At 38.0% G+C, this 17,158-nt stretch carries 11 protein-coding genes; 3 read left to right on the plus strand and 8 right to left on the minus strand.

Going from position 1 to position 17,158, the window contains the following annotated elements:
- Positions 1-20 precede the first annotated feature (20 nt).
- Positions 21-857, minus strand: coding sequence for a M57 family metalloprotease (locus tag U859_RS0113725; protein ID WP_025143933.1), 837 nt, complete (start codon positions 855-857; stop codon positions 21-23).
- Positions 858-1,132: 275 nt separating this feature from the next.
- On the opposite strand from U859_RS0113725, the gene U859_RS0113730 reads away from it, so the two are divergent.
- Together U859_RS0113730 and U859_RS0113735 are read left to right on the plus strand one after the other, a co-directional pair.
- On the plus strand, positions 1,133-3,805 hold the full coding sequence (locus U859_RS0113730; RefSeq protein ID WP_162799932.1) for a S8 family serine peptidase: 2,673 nt from the start codon (positions 1,133-1,135) through the stop codon (positions 3,803-3,805).
- Between the two features lie 764 nt (positions 3,806-4,569).
- The gene (locus tag U859_RS0113735; RefSeq protein ID WP_025143935.1) at positions 4,570-6,222 is read left to right on the plus strand and encodes a M28 family metallopeptidase; all 1,653 of its coding nucleotides are present in this window, start codon (positions 4,570-4,572) and stop codon (positions 6,220-6,222) included.
- Positions 6,223-6,303: 81 nt separating this feature from the next.
- Here U859_RS0113735 and U859_RS0113740 read toward each other — a convergent pair whose 3' ends face one another.
- Entirely contained in the window at positions 6,304-6,906 is a 603-nt protein-coding gene (locus U859_RS0113740; RefSeq protein ID WP_025143936.1) for an outer membrane beta-barrel protein, read from the minus strand.
- A 316-nt stretch (positions 6,907-7,222) separates the two neighbouring features.
- On the minus strand, positions 7,223-7,780 hold the full coding sequence (locus U859_RS0113745; protein ID WP_025143937.1) for an NADPH-dependent FMN reductase: 558 nt from the start codon (positions 7,778-7,780) through the stop codon (positions 7,223-7,225).
- Between the two features lie 104 nt (positions 7,781-7,884).
- Here U859_RS0113745 and U859_RS0113750 point away from each other — a divergent pair, with 104 nt between their 5' ends.
- Complete coding sequence (locus tag U859_RS0113750; RefSeq protein WP_025143938.1) at positions 7,885-9,087, plus strand: MFS transporter; 1,203 nt, start codon at positions 7,885-7,887, stop codon at positions 9,085-9,087.
- Positions 9,088-9,257: 170 nt separating this feature from the next.
- Here U859_RS0113750 and U859_RS0113755 read toward each other — a convergent pair whose 3' ends face one another.
- The 5 genes from U859_RS0113755 to clpB all read right to left on the minus strand — a co-directional run bounded on the left by U859_RS0113755 (position 9,258) and on the right by clpB (position 16,661).
- Complete coding sequence (locus U859_RS0113755) at positions 9,258-9,944, minus strand: outer membrane beta-barrel protein (protein WP_162799933.1); 687 nt, start codon at positions 9,942-9,944, stop codon at positions 9,258-9,260.
- A 152-nt stretch (positions 9,945-10,096) separates the two neighbouring features.
- A complete protein-coding gene (locus tag U859_RS0113760) occupies positions 10,097-10,594 on the minus strand; it encodes a hypothetical protein (RefSeq protein WP_025143940.1) in 498 nt (165 codons plus the stop codon).
- 11 nt (positions 10,595-10,605) lie between these two features.
- Positions 10,606-11,259: an outer membrane beta-barrel protein gene (locus tag U859_RS0113765; protein WP_025143941.1), complete on the minus strand. Its 654-nt coding sequence runs from the start codon at positions 11,257-11,259 to the stop codon at positions 10,606-10,608.
- 320 nt (positions 11,260-11,579) lie between these two features.
- The gene (locus U859_RS0113770; RefSeq protein WP_025143942.1) at positions 11,580-13,874 is read right to left on the minus strand and encodes a M60 family metallopeptidase; all 2,295 of its coding nucleotides are present in this window, start codon (positions 13,872-13,874) and stop codon (positions 11,580-11,582) included.
- Positions 13,875-14,060: 186 nt separating this feature from the next.
- On the minus strand, positions 14,061-16,661 hold the full coding sequence (gene clpB / locus U859_RS0113775; RefSeq protein ID WP_025143943.1) for an ATP-dependent chaperone ClpB: 2,601 nt from the start codon (positions 16,659-16,661) through the stop codon (positions 14,061-14,063).
- Between the last annotated feature and the right edge of the window lie 497 nt (positions 16,662-17,158).

Genomic DNA, 17,158 nt, shown 5'->3' on the forward strand with positions numbered 1-17,158 from the left:
TTGGGTGTTTTGATCTGATCTTATTTGTATAGGTAGTTGATTGCAATTACGTCGTTTGCATTAAAGGTGCGGTTGCCACCATTAGAACAAGCTAACATAAATGAAGCAGCATCTGGAGCGGAAGGGGTTCCCGGGATTCTTACTGCACCCACATTAGATGCACCCTCGTTTCCTGCACCGCTTGAACCACAGCTAAAAGCACGGTTCATGTAATCTGTATGACGGAAACCGATGCAATGGCCAACTTCGTGCTGAAGAACGGAAGCTAAGTACAATAAATTAGGGTTAGTACCATAAGCTGCAGCATTGGTGTTCATTTTTACCTGGCTGTACGGCGCACCTGATGAAGTAGGGAAGCCTGACGAACCTAAAGTAATAAAGCCACCGCTCGGACCTTCGTTAAAGCCAACAATATCGATGTTACCTTTAGCACCTGCACTTGCCCTTTGGAAAGTAAGGCGTAAGCCTAAAGAGTTATATCTCGAAATCATGGTGTTTACCGCATCGCTGTATACCTGTGGTAAATTTGTAACTGAAACGGTAACTACACGAGGTAAAGATTTTACAACGTTTGTTGTACGGTACTGCTCAGTTTCGGCAATATTTAAATTTGCGCCTGCAGCAGGTTCAGTTAAATTATCATCTGTTAAAAGGATGTCGCCTTCTACCAGATATCCTTCGTCTATCTTACGGACATTGTCTGTACTAAAGCCTAATGATTTGATCTGTGATAATTTGTCTGCTGAAATATCAGTTTTATTTTCTACTGCATTCTCTGTATTATTACTCTTACAAGAGTATAAAGTAGTGAATAAAAGACATGCGGCTGCAATTGATAAAAATTTGGATGTTTTCATCTTGATTTAGGTTTGATTTTTTTAAATTGAATAAGTTAGTTAATAATGTTTGTGGATTACCTAATTAATCCTAATTTAGGGAAGATAATCGATGTAATCAAAATTTTATAATAAAATAATATTTGAAAGTCAGCACTGTATTTTTAGTTATATGTTTTTGTCTGTCTGTATTTCGTTTAAACGCACAGATACAACCTGCAGGAATAGAAAAAAAAATTGAAAAATATATTTCTAAAACTTCAACTTCTTTAAAATTAAGTGGTGATCAACCGGTTTTGGTAAGATTTAACCATGCGTTAAGTCCTGCAGAAATCAAGTCATTAAACCCTAAAAAAAGGCTATCTGGAGATTATTTTATTGTGCAAAAATCTGCCATTTCGAGCCTCTCTAAAAGCGTGGTTTATCAGAAGGAAGCCAACGGGCTCTGGAAGCTGAGTGAACGGCTAATGAAAGTGATGGATAAAGCCGGCAAAAAGAACGATTCTATTCTGATTAGGTTAGCTGTTAAAGATGTCAGTACCTTATCCAATATCGCTCAATCCTTAAGCATAAAATCAGTAGATAAAGTCAATAATATTTATACCGTTTATATTTTACCAGTTGATTTAATGTTGCTATTGGAAAAAGACGACATCTTATATGCCGATGTTTTGCCTGTGGCCAAAGAAGAGGTGGTTATTAACGGACTCGATCTCGGTTTAAACCAGATTTCGAATGCGCACAGCCTTTTTCCAGGTATTGATGGCACAGGCGTTAATCTTTCACTTAAAGAGCAGATGTACGATGCCACTGATCTCGATTTATTAGGGAAAACGCTGCCAGGTGCGCTTACGGGTACAACACCCACCACCCACGCCACCATTATGGCTACTTTGGCAATAGGAAGCGGCAATTCTTTTATCCGCGGTTTGGGCGCTGCGCCTAAGGCGAAACTTGCTTATTCTGATTTTTCGAACCTGATGCCTGATCCGGCTGGCGATTTGAACAAACTTCAGATTAAGGTTCAGAACCATTCCTATGGTACTGATATAGATAACGATTATGGTATGGAAGCAGCTGCTTATGATAAACAGATTTTCGAAACCGATACCCTGATCCATGTTTTTTCTGCCGGGAATAAAGGAACTTCAACACCATCAGTTGGTTTATATCAAGGAATAACCGCCAGGGCTAATTTAACGGGTAATTTTAAGCAGGCTAAAAATTTATTAGTAATAGGAGGGATTAACAGGGAAAATATTTCTGAAAACCTGAGCAGCAAAGGGCCGGCTTATGATGGACGTGTAAAACCTGAGCTTGTGGCCCTGGGAGAAGATGGAACATCGGGTTCTGCTGCCATTACCAGTGGCTCGATCGCTTTATTGGAACAGTTTTATCAGCTGAAATATAAAAAGGCAGCTTCAGCGGCTCTGATTCGTGCAACTTTAATTAACTCCGCAGATGATTTAGGAACGCCACAGGTTGATTTTGTATATGGCTATGGCAAGTTAAATGTAACTCAAGCACTAAAAACTTTAGACGAAAACCGGGTTTCTTTATACAATGTAGCTAAAAATCAGGATCTCGTTGTGCCTTTGGCTATTCCGCCCAATGTGGCTGAAGTAAAACTCACCATCACCTGGAATGATCCGCCGGCAACGGTAAATGCTGCACAAAGCTTGATTAATGGTTTGGATTTAAGTCTCGAAAATCCTTCTGGAAGTATAACCCTTCCATGGGTTTTAAGCACGTATCCTCATTTAGATTCGCTTGCAAAGCCAGCAGTGCGTCAAGCAGACCAGATTAATACGGTACAACAGGTTAGTTTATATAATCCTGATGCGGGTACTTACAATATCCATATTAGAGGCAGCCGGATCACACAAGGAGACAATCAGGCCTTTGCACTGGCTTATCATTATAAGCTTAAGAATACCTTTTCGTTTATCAGCCCTGATCAAAACGGATACTTTTTTGCCAATGAAGGCAATTATATCCGTTGGGAGAATACCTATTCTGCTAAAACCGGAAATTTATCGGTGAGTTACGATGATGGGTCAACATGGAAATCAATTGCCCAGAATGTTGATCTTAGCAAAGGTTTTTATAACTGGACTGCACCGGACCAATTTTCGAAAACGATCCTCAGGATGGAAGTTGAAGGCAATACTATACAGAGTCAATCTTTTGTGATTTCGAGCCCGCGGATTTTAAAAGTTGGTTATGTATGCAAAGATGGTATTGTACTAAACTGGAATCCGCAACCTGGCGCTAAAGATTATACACTATATCATATTGTAGATAATGTACTTGCTCCTGTGTTAACCCTTACCGATACCATTACGAAAATTGACATCAGTAAGATTGCAAGTAAATACTTTGCAGTAGCAGCCAATGGGGTTGGTTTTACAGGTTTAAAAAGTTATACCATAGATTATACCCAGCAGGGAATTGCCTGTTACGTAAAGAGTTTATTTGCTTCAGTAGCAGATGATAACCGGATAAGGGTTGACCTGAGCATTGGAAGTACTTTGGATTTAAAGAATATCATCTGGGAAAAACAGACAGGTGTGAATACATTCAGCATTTTACAGCAAACTAAACCTGTTCAGAATCAGCTTGATTATGCAATTTTTGATGATAAACCTAAAGAAGGTATACAATTTTACCGGGTAACTTTCGAAACGGCCGGCGGGCAGGTGCAGAGCGATCTTGTTTCGGTCGTATTTCTTAAAGCAGATCAATTTTCTTTCTTTCCCAATCCCGTATCCGATTATTTAACCATTTTAAGTGGATCTTTTGAAGATTACAGCCTATCTATCTTTAATATTTTAGGACAAAAGGTTTTCGAAGAAAAAGCAACAAGTTCGAATAAGTTTGCCCTTAATGCACTATCTACAGGTGTTTATGTTGGTGTAATCAATAAAAACGGGCAACAATTGAAGAAATTTAAGCTGATTAAGAAATAACTGGTAATATTATTCTGCGTGAATCTGTGTAATCTGCAGAGAATATGTTATGTATGTTTTTCCCGCAGATTTAAGATGATAAACGCAGATTTTTTTTGTGTTGTCTAAATATATTCTGCATGAATCTGTGTGGGTCAGCAGGAAATATATTGCGTATGTTTTCTTTCGCAGATTTAAGATGATAAACGCAGATTTTTTTTGTGTTGTGTAAATATATTCTGCGTGAATCTGTGTGATCAGCGGGAAATATGTTGCGTATGTTTTCTTTCGCAGATTTAAGATGATAAACGCAGATTTTTTTTGTGTTGTTTAAATATACTCTGCGTGAATCTGTGTGATCTGCGGAGAATATATTGCGTATGTTTTCTTTCGCAGATTTAAGATGATAAACGCTGATTTTTTTGTGTTGTGTAAATATATTCTGCGTGAATCTGTGTGATCTGCGGAGAATATGTTGCGTATGTTTTCTTTCGCAGATTTAAGATGATAAACGCAGATTTTTTTTGTGTTGTGTAAATATATTCTGCGTGAATCTGTGTGATCAGCGGGAAATATATTGCGTATGTTTTTTCCCGCAGATTTAAGATGATAAGCGCGGATTTTTTTGTGTTGTGTAAATATATTCCGCGTGAATCTGTGTGATCAGCGGGAAATATGTTGTGTATGTTTTCTTTCGCAGATTTAAGATGATAAACGCTTAATTCCTAATTTCTTTGTATTTTTCAGCAAATACGATCATTTTATTAAAAATTAATTCTTTATAAATGAAAAAACTCCTAATATTTTCAGGCTGTGCACTCCTTTTCTTTGGTTCCTGTAAACAAGGTACTAAAAGTACCGGTGTAGATACTGATTCTTTAGCCATAAAAGCCATTAACGATTCGAGTTTGACTCAATACCTATCTGTTATTGCTGCTGATAGTTTACAGGGCAGAAAACCTTTTACCAATGGTGAAACCAAAACCATTAATTATTTAAAAGCTCAGTTCGAAAAACTGGGTTTAGAACCGGGGAACGGCAATAGCTTTTTCCAGGAGGTGCCCATGGTCGAAATTAAATCTGTGCCGGAAGATAAAATGGTATTGAAAGGAAAAAATGCCGCTCTAACCCTAAACTATTTAACCGATTTTGTTGCTGGCACCAGAAGGGTACAAAATGAAGTCAGCATCAGCAATTCGCCATTGGTTTTTGCCGGTTATGGTATTGTAGCGCCAGAATATGGCTGGAATGACTATGCCAATCTTAATGTAAAGGGAAAGACCGTTGTTGTGTTAATTAATGATCCAGGCTTTGCCGACTCTACTTTGTTTAAAGGTAAAAACATGACTTATTATGGTCGTTGGACTTATAAGTTTGAAGAAGCTGCCCGTCAGGGTGCTACGGGGATTATCATCGTGCATGATACTGAACCTGCAACTTACCCGTGGACAGTGGTGCGCAGTGGCTGGTCGAAATCTAAACTTACTTTGCAAAGTGAAGATAATGGGATGAACAGGGCAGTAGTGGAGGGCTGGATTACATTAGATAAAGCAAAACAGTTATTTGCAATGGATGGCAAATCTTTTGATCAACTGGCGCTTAGTGCCCATAAAAAGGGATTTAAAGCGGTCGATTTAAATATTACCACTTCTTTAAAGGTGAAAAATGCCATCAAAAAATCAGTGACCTATAATGTAGTGGCTAAAATACCGGGCGATAAACGTAAAGATGAAGCAATTATTTATTCGGCGCACTGGGACCATTTAGGTGTAGGGGAGAAAGTACAGGGCGATTCTATTTATAATGGGGCGGTTGATAATGCCACGGGTGTGGCGGCATTGTTCGAAATTGCCTCAGCATTTAAAAAAATGCCCAAAGCTCCCGGACGTACAATCTTGTTTGTGTCTTACACGGCAGAAGAACAAGGTTTACTGGGGTCGGAGTTTTATGCCAAACATCCCACTTTTCCGCTGGCAAAAACTGTAGCCAACATCAATATGGATATGATGGGTATTGCCGGTAAAACAAAAGATATTGTAGTGTATGGCTTTGGTCAATCAGAACTGGAAGATTACGCTGCTGAATCCGCCAAAAAACAGGGTAGGGTGATCGTGCCAGATCCGGTGCCTTCATCAGGCTTATACTACCGTTCTGATCATTTTAACCTGGCAAAAGTTGGTGTACCCTCATTATTTACAGGTTCGGGTGTAGATAACATTAAAAACGGCAGGGAATGGGGCTTAAAGCAGGTGGCCGATTTTACCAAATTCCGTTACCATTCGCCACAGGATAATTTTGATGCCAAAACCTGGGATTTATCAGGCATTGTAGAAGATGTACGTATGCTTTTTGATTTGGGTTACCACATCAGTAATGAAGATTCGTATCCTAAATGGAAAGACGGATCTGAGTTTAAAGCCATCAGGGAAAAGAAATAAAACAAAAAGCGTCCCGATGTTAAATCGGGACGCTTCTTGAAAAAAAGTCATTTATTAAACATTTCCCGAAGGAAGGTTTAATTAAAAGTAGAACTGAACACCTAATCTTGGTGCAAAAGTATCAGCGTTTAAGCCAAAAGTATTGGTTTTAACTTTAGCGCCAGTTCCTTCAGCTTTAACAGTATAGTTGTCGTAGCTTAAACCTTTAACTGAAAGTTCGATACCGATTTTTTTGGTTGGGAAGAAAGCAAAACCTGGAGCAACTTCTACACCGATTTTGGTAGTAGTACCCAATTTAACTGCGTTATCGCCATTAACATCAGTTGCTTTTAACTGACCGAAAGCCATAGGCACTGATAATTGTCCGAAGAATTTAAATTGATCTGATAAACCAACATAGTAACGTCCGAAAGGAGCAACTTTAAAAGCACCGTTCTCTGTTCTGTTGCTTACTTTTTTATCGTATTCATATCCAACACCTGTACCGATTGCAAAATTGTTGCTGATAAAATATCCAACACTTGGTAATACACTAAAGTTGAAATCTGCTTTTGGAGCGCCATCAACTTTTGTAGAGTTTACACCTACATTACCACCCAACATAAAATTTCCTTTTTCAGTTTGTGCTTTTGCACCATAAACTAAACCTGCTACTGCTACTAAAGATAATAATAGTTTTTTCATCTTTTTTATTATTTATTTGTTATTAAAATATAGTCAATTTTTACTATTTTAATGTCTGACTATATTCGCCTAAAAGTCAACACTTGTGCCAAAAAACTTTGTTTACGTCATCAAAAAATCAGTTTTTGGTTAACTGCTTCACTCACAAATCGATGTAAATTTAATGTTAACTCAATATTATTTTCGTGTGACTTAAAATCAATCGATTGATTAATTTTTTAGGCATGACAAATTGACAATCTGACTTTTTTTGTATAAATGTCAGATTTTAAAGTGGCAGAAATGACAGGTTTTGGAGAAACCTTAGTGCCTATGATTAAACCTTACAGGCCGAAATGAGGTTGTCTATTTTCTTTTGGATAATGGAGATTGTTTTTTCATCAGTTAAATTTCCTTCTGCATCAAATTTATTTTGTGCCTGTGCAATCAATACTTCCGGCTGTAGAACAGGATTCATATTTAAAAAGGTAAAAACGGGTAAAAATGCTGTTTGCATCCTAACTGTTCCCCACATGCCCTGTGTAGCACCCATTACGGCAACTGGTTTATGCATCAATGGCGAATCTTTGCCTCTGCTGGCCCAGTCGATGGCGTTTTTCAATCCGCCTGGAATAGAATAATTATACTCGGGAGAAGCAATGATAAAAGCATCTGCTGCAGCTAAAGCTTCCCTAAATCTGGTTACGCTTGCAGGGCGTTCTTCGGTTTCAGGTAAATCGTGGTCGGCATTATAAACGGGGATGTCATCATAGTCTACAATTTCAAATTCGATACCTTCTGGGATCAATCCACCTGCCACTTTAAGTAACATTGCATTATAAGAGCCTTTACGTAAGCTTCCGCATAAACCAACAATTTTTCTGTTCTTTTCCATAGCTATAAAACCGAAACATTATCAAAATGTTTGGTTTTTGCAAGGACAATATGTGTAGTTTAAAAATTTATAATCCTTATTTTTGATCCTATAAGCTATACGTTATGACTGAAAATACATCTACTACCTCAATTATTGAAAAAACCGTTTTCCCGATACTTTTTGCCCTAAGTTTTTCTCATCTACTAAACGATACCATACAATCATTAATCCCCGCTATTTATCCCATTATCAAAACCAGTTATCATTTAAGTTTTTCACAAATTGGTTTAATTACTTTGACTTTTCAATTGGCCGCATCGTTGCTACAACCATTTGTAGGTTTATATACCGATAAAAAGCCCCAGCCATATTCGTTAGCAGTAGGGATGGGCTTTACCCTGATTGGGCTCATTTCGCTTTCACAATCGGCCCATTTTTATACCATGTTGCTTTCTGTTGCTTTTATTGGGATAGGTTCTTCCATATTTCATCCCGAAGCTTCGAGGATGGCACATGCCGCATCAGGAGGGAAGAGGGGATTGGCACAATCAGTTTTTCAGTTGGGAGGCAATGCCGGTAGTTCTTTAGGGCCCTTATTAGCGGCATGGATCATTGTACCTTATGGCCAGTTCAGCGTAGTCTGGTTTTCGGTGATTGCCCTTTTAGCCATTATTATTTTAACCTATGTTGGTAACTGGTATAAAGGCTTTATGCTTTCCAGAAGTAAAAAGATTAATATACAAACGGTTGTAAATCAATTTTCGAGAAATAAGGTCATCTTCTCGGTATGTATTTTATTGTTGTTAATCTTTTCCAAATACTTTTACATGGCGAGTTTGACTAATTATTTTACTTTTTACCTGATCGATAAATTTCATGTTTCGGTGCAGACTTCGCAGATTTATTTATTTGTGTTTTTATTTTCGGTAGCTGCAGGTACTTTATTGGGCGGCCCAATTGGTGATAAAATTGGTCGTAAATATGTAATATGGGCATCCATATTGGGCACGGCGCCATTTGCATTATTGTTGCCGCATGCCAGTCTTTTCTGGATCGGTGTATTAATCGTTCCCATCGGAATGATTTTAGCATCGGCATTTTCGGCCATTTTGGTTTATGCACAAGAGCTCATTCCCGGTAAGGTAGGTTTGGTTGCCGGGCTGTTTTTTGGCTTTGCTTTTGGTATGGGGGGTATTGGATCGGCCTTATTGGGAAAATTAGCAGATTCTACCAGTATCGAATATGTGTTTAATGTTTGTGCGTTTCTGCCGTTGATTGGCTTGCTAACAGGTTTTTTGCCTAATATAGAAACGAAGAAGAAATAGAAATCAATATGTATTACCGGGGATTTTAGCGAATTGAAGCGCCGCGAAAAATCGTCATTCCCAACCCGATAGCTATCGGGTTGGGAATCTTAATGCAATTAGCCTTAAGATTCCCGCCTGCGCGGGAATGACGACTCGTTTATTGAAATGTCTACGATAGACTCTTAGGTTTAGAAATGGAAATTAAATCCGATACTTGGTGAGAAGGAACTAAATGCAAAGGTAAATGATTCGCTGCTTGATGCTTCAGAATTTACATTAGTGCCATCGTCTTTCTGCTTGAATTTATTATACGAAATTAATGGAAAGGAGAATTCAATAGCCCACTTTTTTGTTGGGAAAAATGCAAAACCAGGATTTACAGATGCCAAATATTGAGTGGTTTTATAACTTGTTGTTTGATTAATGTTATAGCTTGAGTATGCATAATTGTATTTGGTTTTTCCAAAAGCTACTCCAACGGCCCCTTCACCAAAGAACTTAAATTTGTCTGCAACATCAACATAGTATCTTACATAAGGTATAGCATTAAAAGAGTTACTATTTGTTGTTGAATTAGAGAATTGTAATGAGCCATTTCCCTGAATTAAAGTTGATGTTGAATTGGTTTTATTTTTAGCATAACCTACCTGTAATCCTACAGCTAAATTTTTTCCAAAAAAGTGCCCGAAACGGGGCGCAATATTAAAAGACCTGGAGTTGCCGGTTACTAAAGTGTTCCCTGAATTTAATGGTTTCTGGTTATTATAGTTAAATCCTACACTACCTCCAATTAAGTTGTCTCCTTTTTCTGTTTGGGCATTGGCTCCCATGGCGATAGCGCATACCGTTACTAACGTTAATAATTGTTTTTTCATTTTCATTTGTGTTTTTGTGTTTCCAATAATAAAATAAAAAATGAAATAAAACTATGTTGTTAGTTGTTTTTCTGTTAATGGTTTGATTATCAGTTGAAAAAAAATCCAGACTAAATTTTAGCCTGGATTTTTATTGTTTATTATATTCTAAATTACTGACAATTTAGTCTTTCAATAAAGTAATAGGTGTCTAGTGCATCTTCCGATTCGCGGTCATCGTTTTCATTAGTGATTGATTTTACTTTTCCATCACTTTTTTGAGAGTTACTGTTATTGTACTCAAATTTAATATTACCAATCGATTTAATTTTTCCATCTTCCGATTTAAAAACCGAATTATAATATTCAATTTTAGTATCACCGATAGATTTGATTTTTCCATTCTCAGAAGGGAATACACTGTTATAATATTCCACTCTTTTATCGCCAATTGATTTTACCTTTCCATCTTCCGATTTAAAAACCGAATTATAATATTCAATTTTAGTACCATCAATAGATTTGATCTTCCCATCCTCAGAGGGGAATACACTGCTGTAGTATTCTATTTTGCCACGAAAACGTTGAGCGATTGCCTGCTTGGATATACTTAAAAGAAAGAATAAGGTTATACTTGTTAGGCTTAAAATTTTGGTGAATATATTTTTCATGAGATGTAAGATTAGAAGTGAATATTGATCGTGAAAGTAGGGGTAAAGTTATCGAGTGCCAGTCTTAAGTTATTTTTCTTATCGAAATTGTACAACGATTCTTCAGCATAATAATTTTGGTGAAAGAAACTTAAGATAGGAAATGAAAATTCGATACTGGAGTCGTTAGAAAGCATGTAGGCAAAGCCAGGACTTAAACTTGCCCCAAAGCCTTTGGCGCGTGCATCAGTTCGGATGAGATAACCCTCATCGTCAACCCTGTTAAAAGTATTGATTTGGAGCAATAGATTTGCCTGTACAAAAAACTTAAAACGATTTTTAACATCAACGTATTTGCGCACAAAAGGAGAGATGCCAAAACTAAATTCCTTTATTCCATTAACATCCTTATATCTTCCTTCTTCTTCATCCCACCTGGTGTAACTCTCGCCCCTGAGTTTTGAAAGATTTAAGGGAATTTCCAGGCCTATGGCAAAATTATTGGCTAAAAAGTAACCACCCCTAGGCGTTGCGGTAAAGGTATTTAAGCTTGGCGATGAATGATTTTGTTTGGAAGTTCCAAAACTAAGGCTTATTCCGGCAAAGCCATTTCCTTTTTCAGTTTGGGCATAGCTATGCCAACTAACGGCGCACAGGAGCGCAATAATGATTAATTTAGGTTTCATTTTATTTGTGTTTTTGTGTGTAATCAATAATAATCATTATTGAAACAAAATGCAAGAAAATGAACTAGTATGTTAGTTGATTAAATGAGGCATTTTGGAATTGGGCTCACCGCGCGGTCGTCATTTCGAGCGGACCCGATAGCTATCGGGTGCAACGTAGTCGAGAAATCTGTCTAGGCAGATCTCTCCCTTCCACTGCCTTCCATCCGATAGCTATCGGATCGAGATGACGGTTTTTGGTTTTTAAAGTAACCTGTCTTTTAAACAAAAAAATCCCATAGAACTTAATCTATGGGATTTAATATATGACTAATTGTTGCCTAGTGCGGTAGGTAAGTAACAAATTCTTGAGGAATCCAAGTTTTATACTTTTTAGCCTCTGTTTTTGCCTTTTCACTTACTGGTATTTTCCATATTTCAAAAAACGACGATAGATTTGAGTCAGTAGCCCTACATATCGATGTAAACCAAAGATCTATCCGTTGTTCGTTGCTCAACCGGTTTTCGTAATATTTTCTTGGATCCATTTCCCGGTATATTCTGTTCGCTTTTATGATGGGTTCCCAACCAAAATTATCGATAATCTGGATGTACATGCTTAAGGCAATAAACGGATCCTCTCCCCATTTTTTAAAAGTAGGTTGGTTTTGGAGATAATTTTGGATTTTTTTATTTACTTCTGCTTTACTTTGAATTGCATCGTGGTTATAAAGGCCCTTTCTCAACACTTTATCGTATACATACATGGTATAGAGATTAGTAGTTACTTCACTAACTTCATCCATATCAAGATACCAAAATTGATGACGATGGCCTAACTCATGAAAATGGCCCCAGCTTCCTTTTTCTTTGAGGATTTTTTCATCCAGCATCCATTCACAGCTTTGATCATCTGGTGCCACAATTTTATCCCAAACTGTAAACATATAGCCATAAGCAACCTGATTATCAATGATTATTCTTTCGGGATGCGTTCTGGTGTGGTTAATAATCGCCAAATCGGCATCTGCATCCATTACCTGATCCCATAATTTTAATAATGACTCAGGATTTTCTAAGTTTTTAATGCGATAGGTTGGCACGGTGAGTATAATCTTATCAGTAGCCAGTTCGGTCCATGGTGCAGGATTGTTTTTTATGCTTGCCCATTCGGTCAAGTTATTTTTTTCTAACTTATAATAAGGGGCTCTTACCACACCATTGGCCACGATATTTATCGATTTAAGTGTAGAGCTATCCGGAATTCTAATGTATAACAATCCTCCGTAAGGCGAAAAAACAGATGTACTATCTTTATCCAGTTCAAAGGATTTTGTTAAATCAAAACCTGCCCTCACTAAATTATCCATCTGCTGTAAATCATCATTATGGATACCAATTTGTGCCTTTAAATGCTGATTCTTATACTTAGGATCGACTATAATACTAACTTTTTCGCCTGCTGGCACATAAACTCCAGTACTATGTAACCTAAAATAATTAGGGTAAGGATCAGCTAGTCCCTGCGAACCTACTTTAACAGCTATATCGATAAACTCGGTAGTTCGCTTTGCAGTTTTTAGTACTTCGCCGGGAAATGATTTACTTTCTGGGTAAACAAAATCTGTTGACTTCTCTACATTATGGGATTTATCAAAAAGATATTTTGAAAATTTATAGCCTGCTTTTTTTGCAGGTGTTGAAATATCGAGTGGCTTTTTTAAAGTTGGTATAGCAAGCGTATCGCTAATAGAAAGTATTGATTTTATTTTTTTTATGATCTTACTGGTATCTGCATTATTTAAAAAAGCAAGTTCGAGCGTAGGCTCTATAGCATAGGCATACTCAGTTGGTGTAGTTGCTTTTGGGAAAGGTTTTACCAGCTCCCTCATAATATTTTTCAACTGAAGATAAAAGGGTTCGCTTGTTAGTGTCAGAAGATCATTGGTGTTTTCTGGCAGTAATAAGGTATAGGCATTAAATATACCGGCCTTGTTTAAGACGGTATTTATTTTTACGAGATCGTTTAAATAGGATTTATTTGGATCTCTGTGCTTAAAAATGTAAGAATAAGGAGAGCCGTAAACCAGATTGCCGCCATTGGATACGAATTTTTCAATGGCGTGAAGCTCTGTTGTATCTGTTACATCATTGGTTAAAAAGTAAATATCGGTATTAGACTGTAGTTTACTGCTTTCGGCTACATAAACTTTAGCTTTATAGGCTTTTAACAGACTGATTAAAGCAGCATCAGCAGTTTTGGTTACGGCTACTTTAAGTTTTTTAGGGTGAGTAGTTGCATTTTCGAGTACGTTTTTTAATAGTTTTTGGACATTTTGATCAGCGAGTAATTTACGTTCAAAATAGTCTGATGAGCCAATGGCAAAAATCTGTCCTTTACCTAAGGTGCTGGTCATGATTATTGTAGCTGAAACTTCAGCCTGTGGGGCAAGTCGGTGAGTTGCTATGATATCAGGTTCTTCATTGGTGGTGTAAAACACCGAAACAAATGTGCCTGTGTCGGGCATGGGTAAGGTGTTGATGTCCTTTAAAAGCGCTGATTTTTGAAATTTTTGTGAGAAACTTTTGGTCGCAAAGCACACCAAAATAAAGAGCAGATAGGTTTTTAGATTCATTTTCAAGAGGTTGTGTTTACAATTTTAAGCATCTAAAATTGCTGTCGCAACAGGTTATTTGTTAAAAAAAGCTAAAATCCAGGATATTGAACTTTATAAGAAAAGAATCAATAGAGCGCAATGATTAAATATAGCTAAACAAAAAAATCCCATAGAACTTAATCTATGGGATTTTGATTGTTATGTTTAATCTGCTTTTTGGTTCAGAAACACAAAATTATGATCGAACATATCCAGCTTAATTTTGCTGTCTTTATCTATCTTACCCGCCAATATCTCTTTCGACAGCTCGTTTAAGATTCTTTTTTGGATTACTCTTTTCAAAGGTCGGGCACCAAACTGCGGATCGTAACCCAATTGTGCCAGCCAATCTAAGGCTTCATCACTGGCTTCCATTTCTATGCCCATTTCGGCCAGGGTTTGCTGTACATGTTTAAACTGCAAGCTTACAATGTTTCTGATTTCGCTGCGGTTTAACGGGGTAAACATAATCAACTCATCAATCCTGTTTAAAAACTCCGGACGGATGGTCTGTTTCAACACCTCGAACAGTTCATTTTTAGTTTTGGCAATTACCTCATCGCGGTTTTCATCGCTTAAATTTTTAAAATTATCCTGAATTAAATGTGCACCAATGTTTGAGGTCATGATGATGATGGTGTTTTTAAAATTCACCGTTCTACCTTTGTTGTCAGTTAAACGGCCATCATCTAATACCTGTAAAAGGATGTTAAATACATCCGGATGCGCTTTTTCAATCTCATCAAGCAATACCACCGAATATGGTTTACGCCTAACGGCTTCCGTTAATTGTCCGCCTTCATCGTAACCTACGTAACCCGGAGGCGCTCCAATTAGTCGTGACACCGCATGGCGTTCCTGGTATTCGCTCATATCGATACGGGTTAAGGCATTTTCATCGTTGAATAAAAATTCAGCCAATGCCTTTGCCAATTCGGTTTTACCCACACCGGTTGTGCCTAAAAAGATGAAAGAGCCAATCGGTTTGCGTTTATCCTGTAAACCTGCACGCGAGCGGCGGATGGCATCAGAAATGGCTTCAATCGCTTCATCTTGTCCGGCTACACGCTGGTGCAATTCATCTTCAAGATTAAGCAGTTTTTCGCGCTCACTGGCAATCAGTTTGGTAACCGGAATGCCGGTCCAGCGCCCAACTACACCTGCAATATCATCGGCCGTAACTTCCTCTTTAAGCATGCGGCTATCAGTTTGCTGATTTTCCAGATCGGCTTTAAGTTTTTCAACTTTATCCTGAGCCTCTTTAATTTTTCCGTAACGGATTTCGGCCACTTTGCCATAATCTCCGGCACGTTCAGCCTGTTCGGCCTCTAATTTATAATGCTCAATCTGCTCTAATTCGTTGTTAACCGCATCTACCAGGTCCTTTTCTCCTTGCCATTTCGCTTTAAATTCATCACGTTCTGCTGAAAGATTGGCGATTTCTTCTGAAAGTTCTTTAACTTTTCTGTCGTCCTTTTCGCGTTTAATGGCTTCGCGTTCAATCTCCAAACGCATAATCTCACGATCTAACGCATCCACATTTTCGGGCACGCTATCCATTTCCATACGTAATTTCGAAGCTGCTTCATCCATCAAATCGATGGCTTTATCTGGTAAGAAACGATCTGCAATGTACCGCTGACTCATTTCTACAGCTGCAATAATTGCTTCATCTTTAATCCTTACCTTATGGTGCGTTTCGTAACGCTCTTTCAATCCACGGAGGATCGAAATCGCATCCTGGGTATCAGGTTCTTCAACCATCACCTTTTGGAAACGGCGCTCTAAGGCTTTATCTTTTTCAAGGTATTTTTGGTATTCATCCAAAGTGGTTGCACCAATGGCACGCAGTTCTCCACGGGCAAGGGCCGGTTTTAAGATGTTTGCTGCATCCATGGCACCTTCGCCACCACCAGCACCAACCAAAGTATGGATCTCATCAATAAACAGTACAATTTCTCCATCACTCTGGCTAACCTCCTTTACAACGGCTTTCAAGCGCTCTTCAAACTCGCCTTTATATTTCGCGCCAGCAATAAGCGAACCCATATCTAATGAGTAAACTACTTTACTTTTCAGGTTTTCGGGCACGTCACCTTTAATAATCCTAAAGGCTATTCCTTCTGCAATGGCCGTTTTACCTACACCAGGCTCACCGATCAATATCGGGTTATTTTTAGTTCTACGTGATAAAATCTGGATTACACGACGGATTTCCTCATCGCGGCCTATTACCGGATCCAATTTTCCGCTTTCGGCATACTCATTCAGGTTACGGGCATATTTGCTCAAAGCCTGGTAAGTTGCTTCGGCGTTTTGATCGGTTACCCGGTTATCGCCGCGTAGCTCAATAATGGCTTTTTTAAGGTCTTTTTCGTTAACGCCCTGCTCTTTTAATAATTTAGAAGTGCTATCGTTAACGGCCAGTATACCTAGTAATAAATGTTCTACCGAAACAAATTCGTCTTTAAATTCTTTTAAAAACGTTTGCGCTTTCTGCAAAACGCTATTGGCATTTGATGACAGATAGACATTACTTCCACTCACTTTCGGGAATTTGGCAATTTCTGCATCTAAGTTTTGATTTAATGAATTAAGGTTAACGTTTAGTTTCTTTAAAACATAAGAAACCACGTTTTCATCAACAGTAAGCAGACCTTTAAGCAGGTGTGCCGTTTCAATAGCCTGTTGCTGATTGCCTTGGGCTATTTCAGAAGCCTGTTGAACTGCTTCCTGGGCTTTTATGGTAAAATTGTTGAAGTTCATATTTCCTTTTAAGTCAAAACAAATGCCACTGTTATTTTGATTTTACAATCGGAAATTTTGTCGGTAAGTTTTTATTTTTAGTGACTAAATTACTGATTTTTAATGTTTTATGCTGAAAATTTGTCGTGTTGTGGACTTTAAACCTCGCAGGTTTTTAAAACCTGCGAGGTTTGTATTGAGAATTGGTAACTGTCAACTGATTTGGGCGTTACTCAATCCCGTGAAATACGGGAAAGGGTCTGGCTTTTCAGGGCTGCGCTTCGCTTCGGTACCGATGAAGGATCGGTACTGAACCCTTACAATCCCTAACGCAATACTTATCACGTTTAGACTTCGTAGGTTTTAAAAACCTGCAAGGTTTGTACAGCGTTTTACATTAAAGATTCTTCACTGCGATCAGAATGACAAAACCGTTAAAAACCTGCGAGGTTTAGAACGGCGCTATAAAATGCAGAACCATTGTTAAATAAACCCGATAGAACGGAAAGCCCGGAGCG

The organism is Pedobacter jeongneungensis (assembly GCF_000633455.1).
Taxonomy (GTDB): Bacteria; Bacteroidota; Bacteroidia; order Sphingobacteriales; family Sphingobacteriaceae; genus Pedobacter; species Pedobacter jeongneungensis_A.

Bases quoted from the DNA above. Each gene is read 5' to 3' on its own strand.
- U859_RS0113725 (WP_025143933.1), bottom strand. From the start codon at position 857: ATGAAAACATCCAAATTTTTATCAATTGCAGCCGCATGTCTTTTATTC.
- U859_RS0113735 (WP_025143935.1), top strand. From the start codon at position 4,570: ATGAAAAAACTCCTAATATTTTCAGGCTGTGCACTCCTTTTCTTTGGT.
- U859_RS0113740 (WP_025143936.1), bottom strand. From the start codon at position 6,906: ATGAAAAAACTATTATTATCTTTAGTAGCAGTAGCAGGTTTAGTTTAT.
- U859_RS0113745 (WP_025143937.1), bottom strand. From the start codon at position 7,780: ATGGAAAAGAACAGAAAAATTGTTGGTTTATGCGGAAGCTTACGTAAA.
- U859_RS0113750 (WP_025143938.1), top strand. From the start codon at position 7,885: ATGACTGAAAATACATCTACTACCTCAATTATTGAAAAAACCGTTTTC.
- U859_RS0113755 (WP_162799933.1), bottom strand. From the start codon at position 9,944: ATGAAAAAACAATTATTAACGTTAGTAACGGTATGCGCTATCGCCATG.
- U859_RS0113760 (WP_025143940.1), bottom strand. From the start codon at position 10,594: ATGAAAAATATATTCACCAAAATTTTAAGCCTAACAAGTATAACCTTA.
- U859_RS0113765 (WP_025143941.1), bottom strand. From the start codon at position 11,259: ATGAAACCTAAATTAATCATTATTGCGCTCCTGTGCGCCGTTAGTTGG.
- U859_RS0113770 (WP_025143942.1), bottom strand. From the start codon at position 13,874: ATGAATCTAAAAACCTATCTGCTCTTTATTTTGGTGTGCTTTGCGACC.
- clpB (WP_025143943.1), bottom strand. From the start codon at position 16,661: ATGAACTTCAACAATTTTACCATAAAAGCCCAGGAAGCAGTTCAACAG.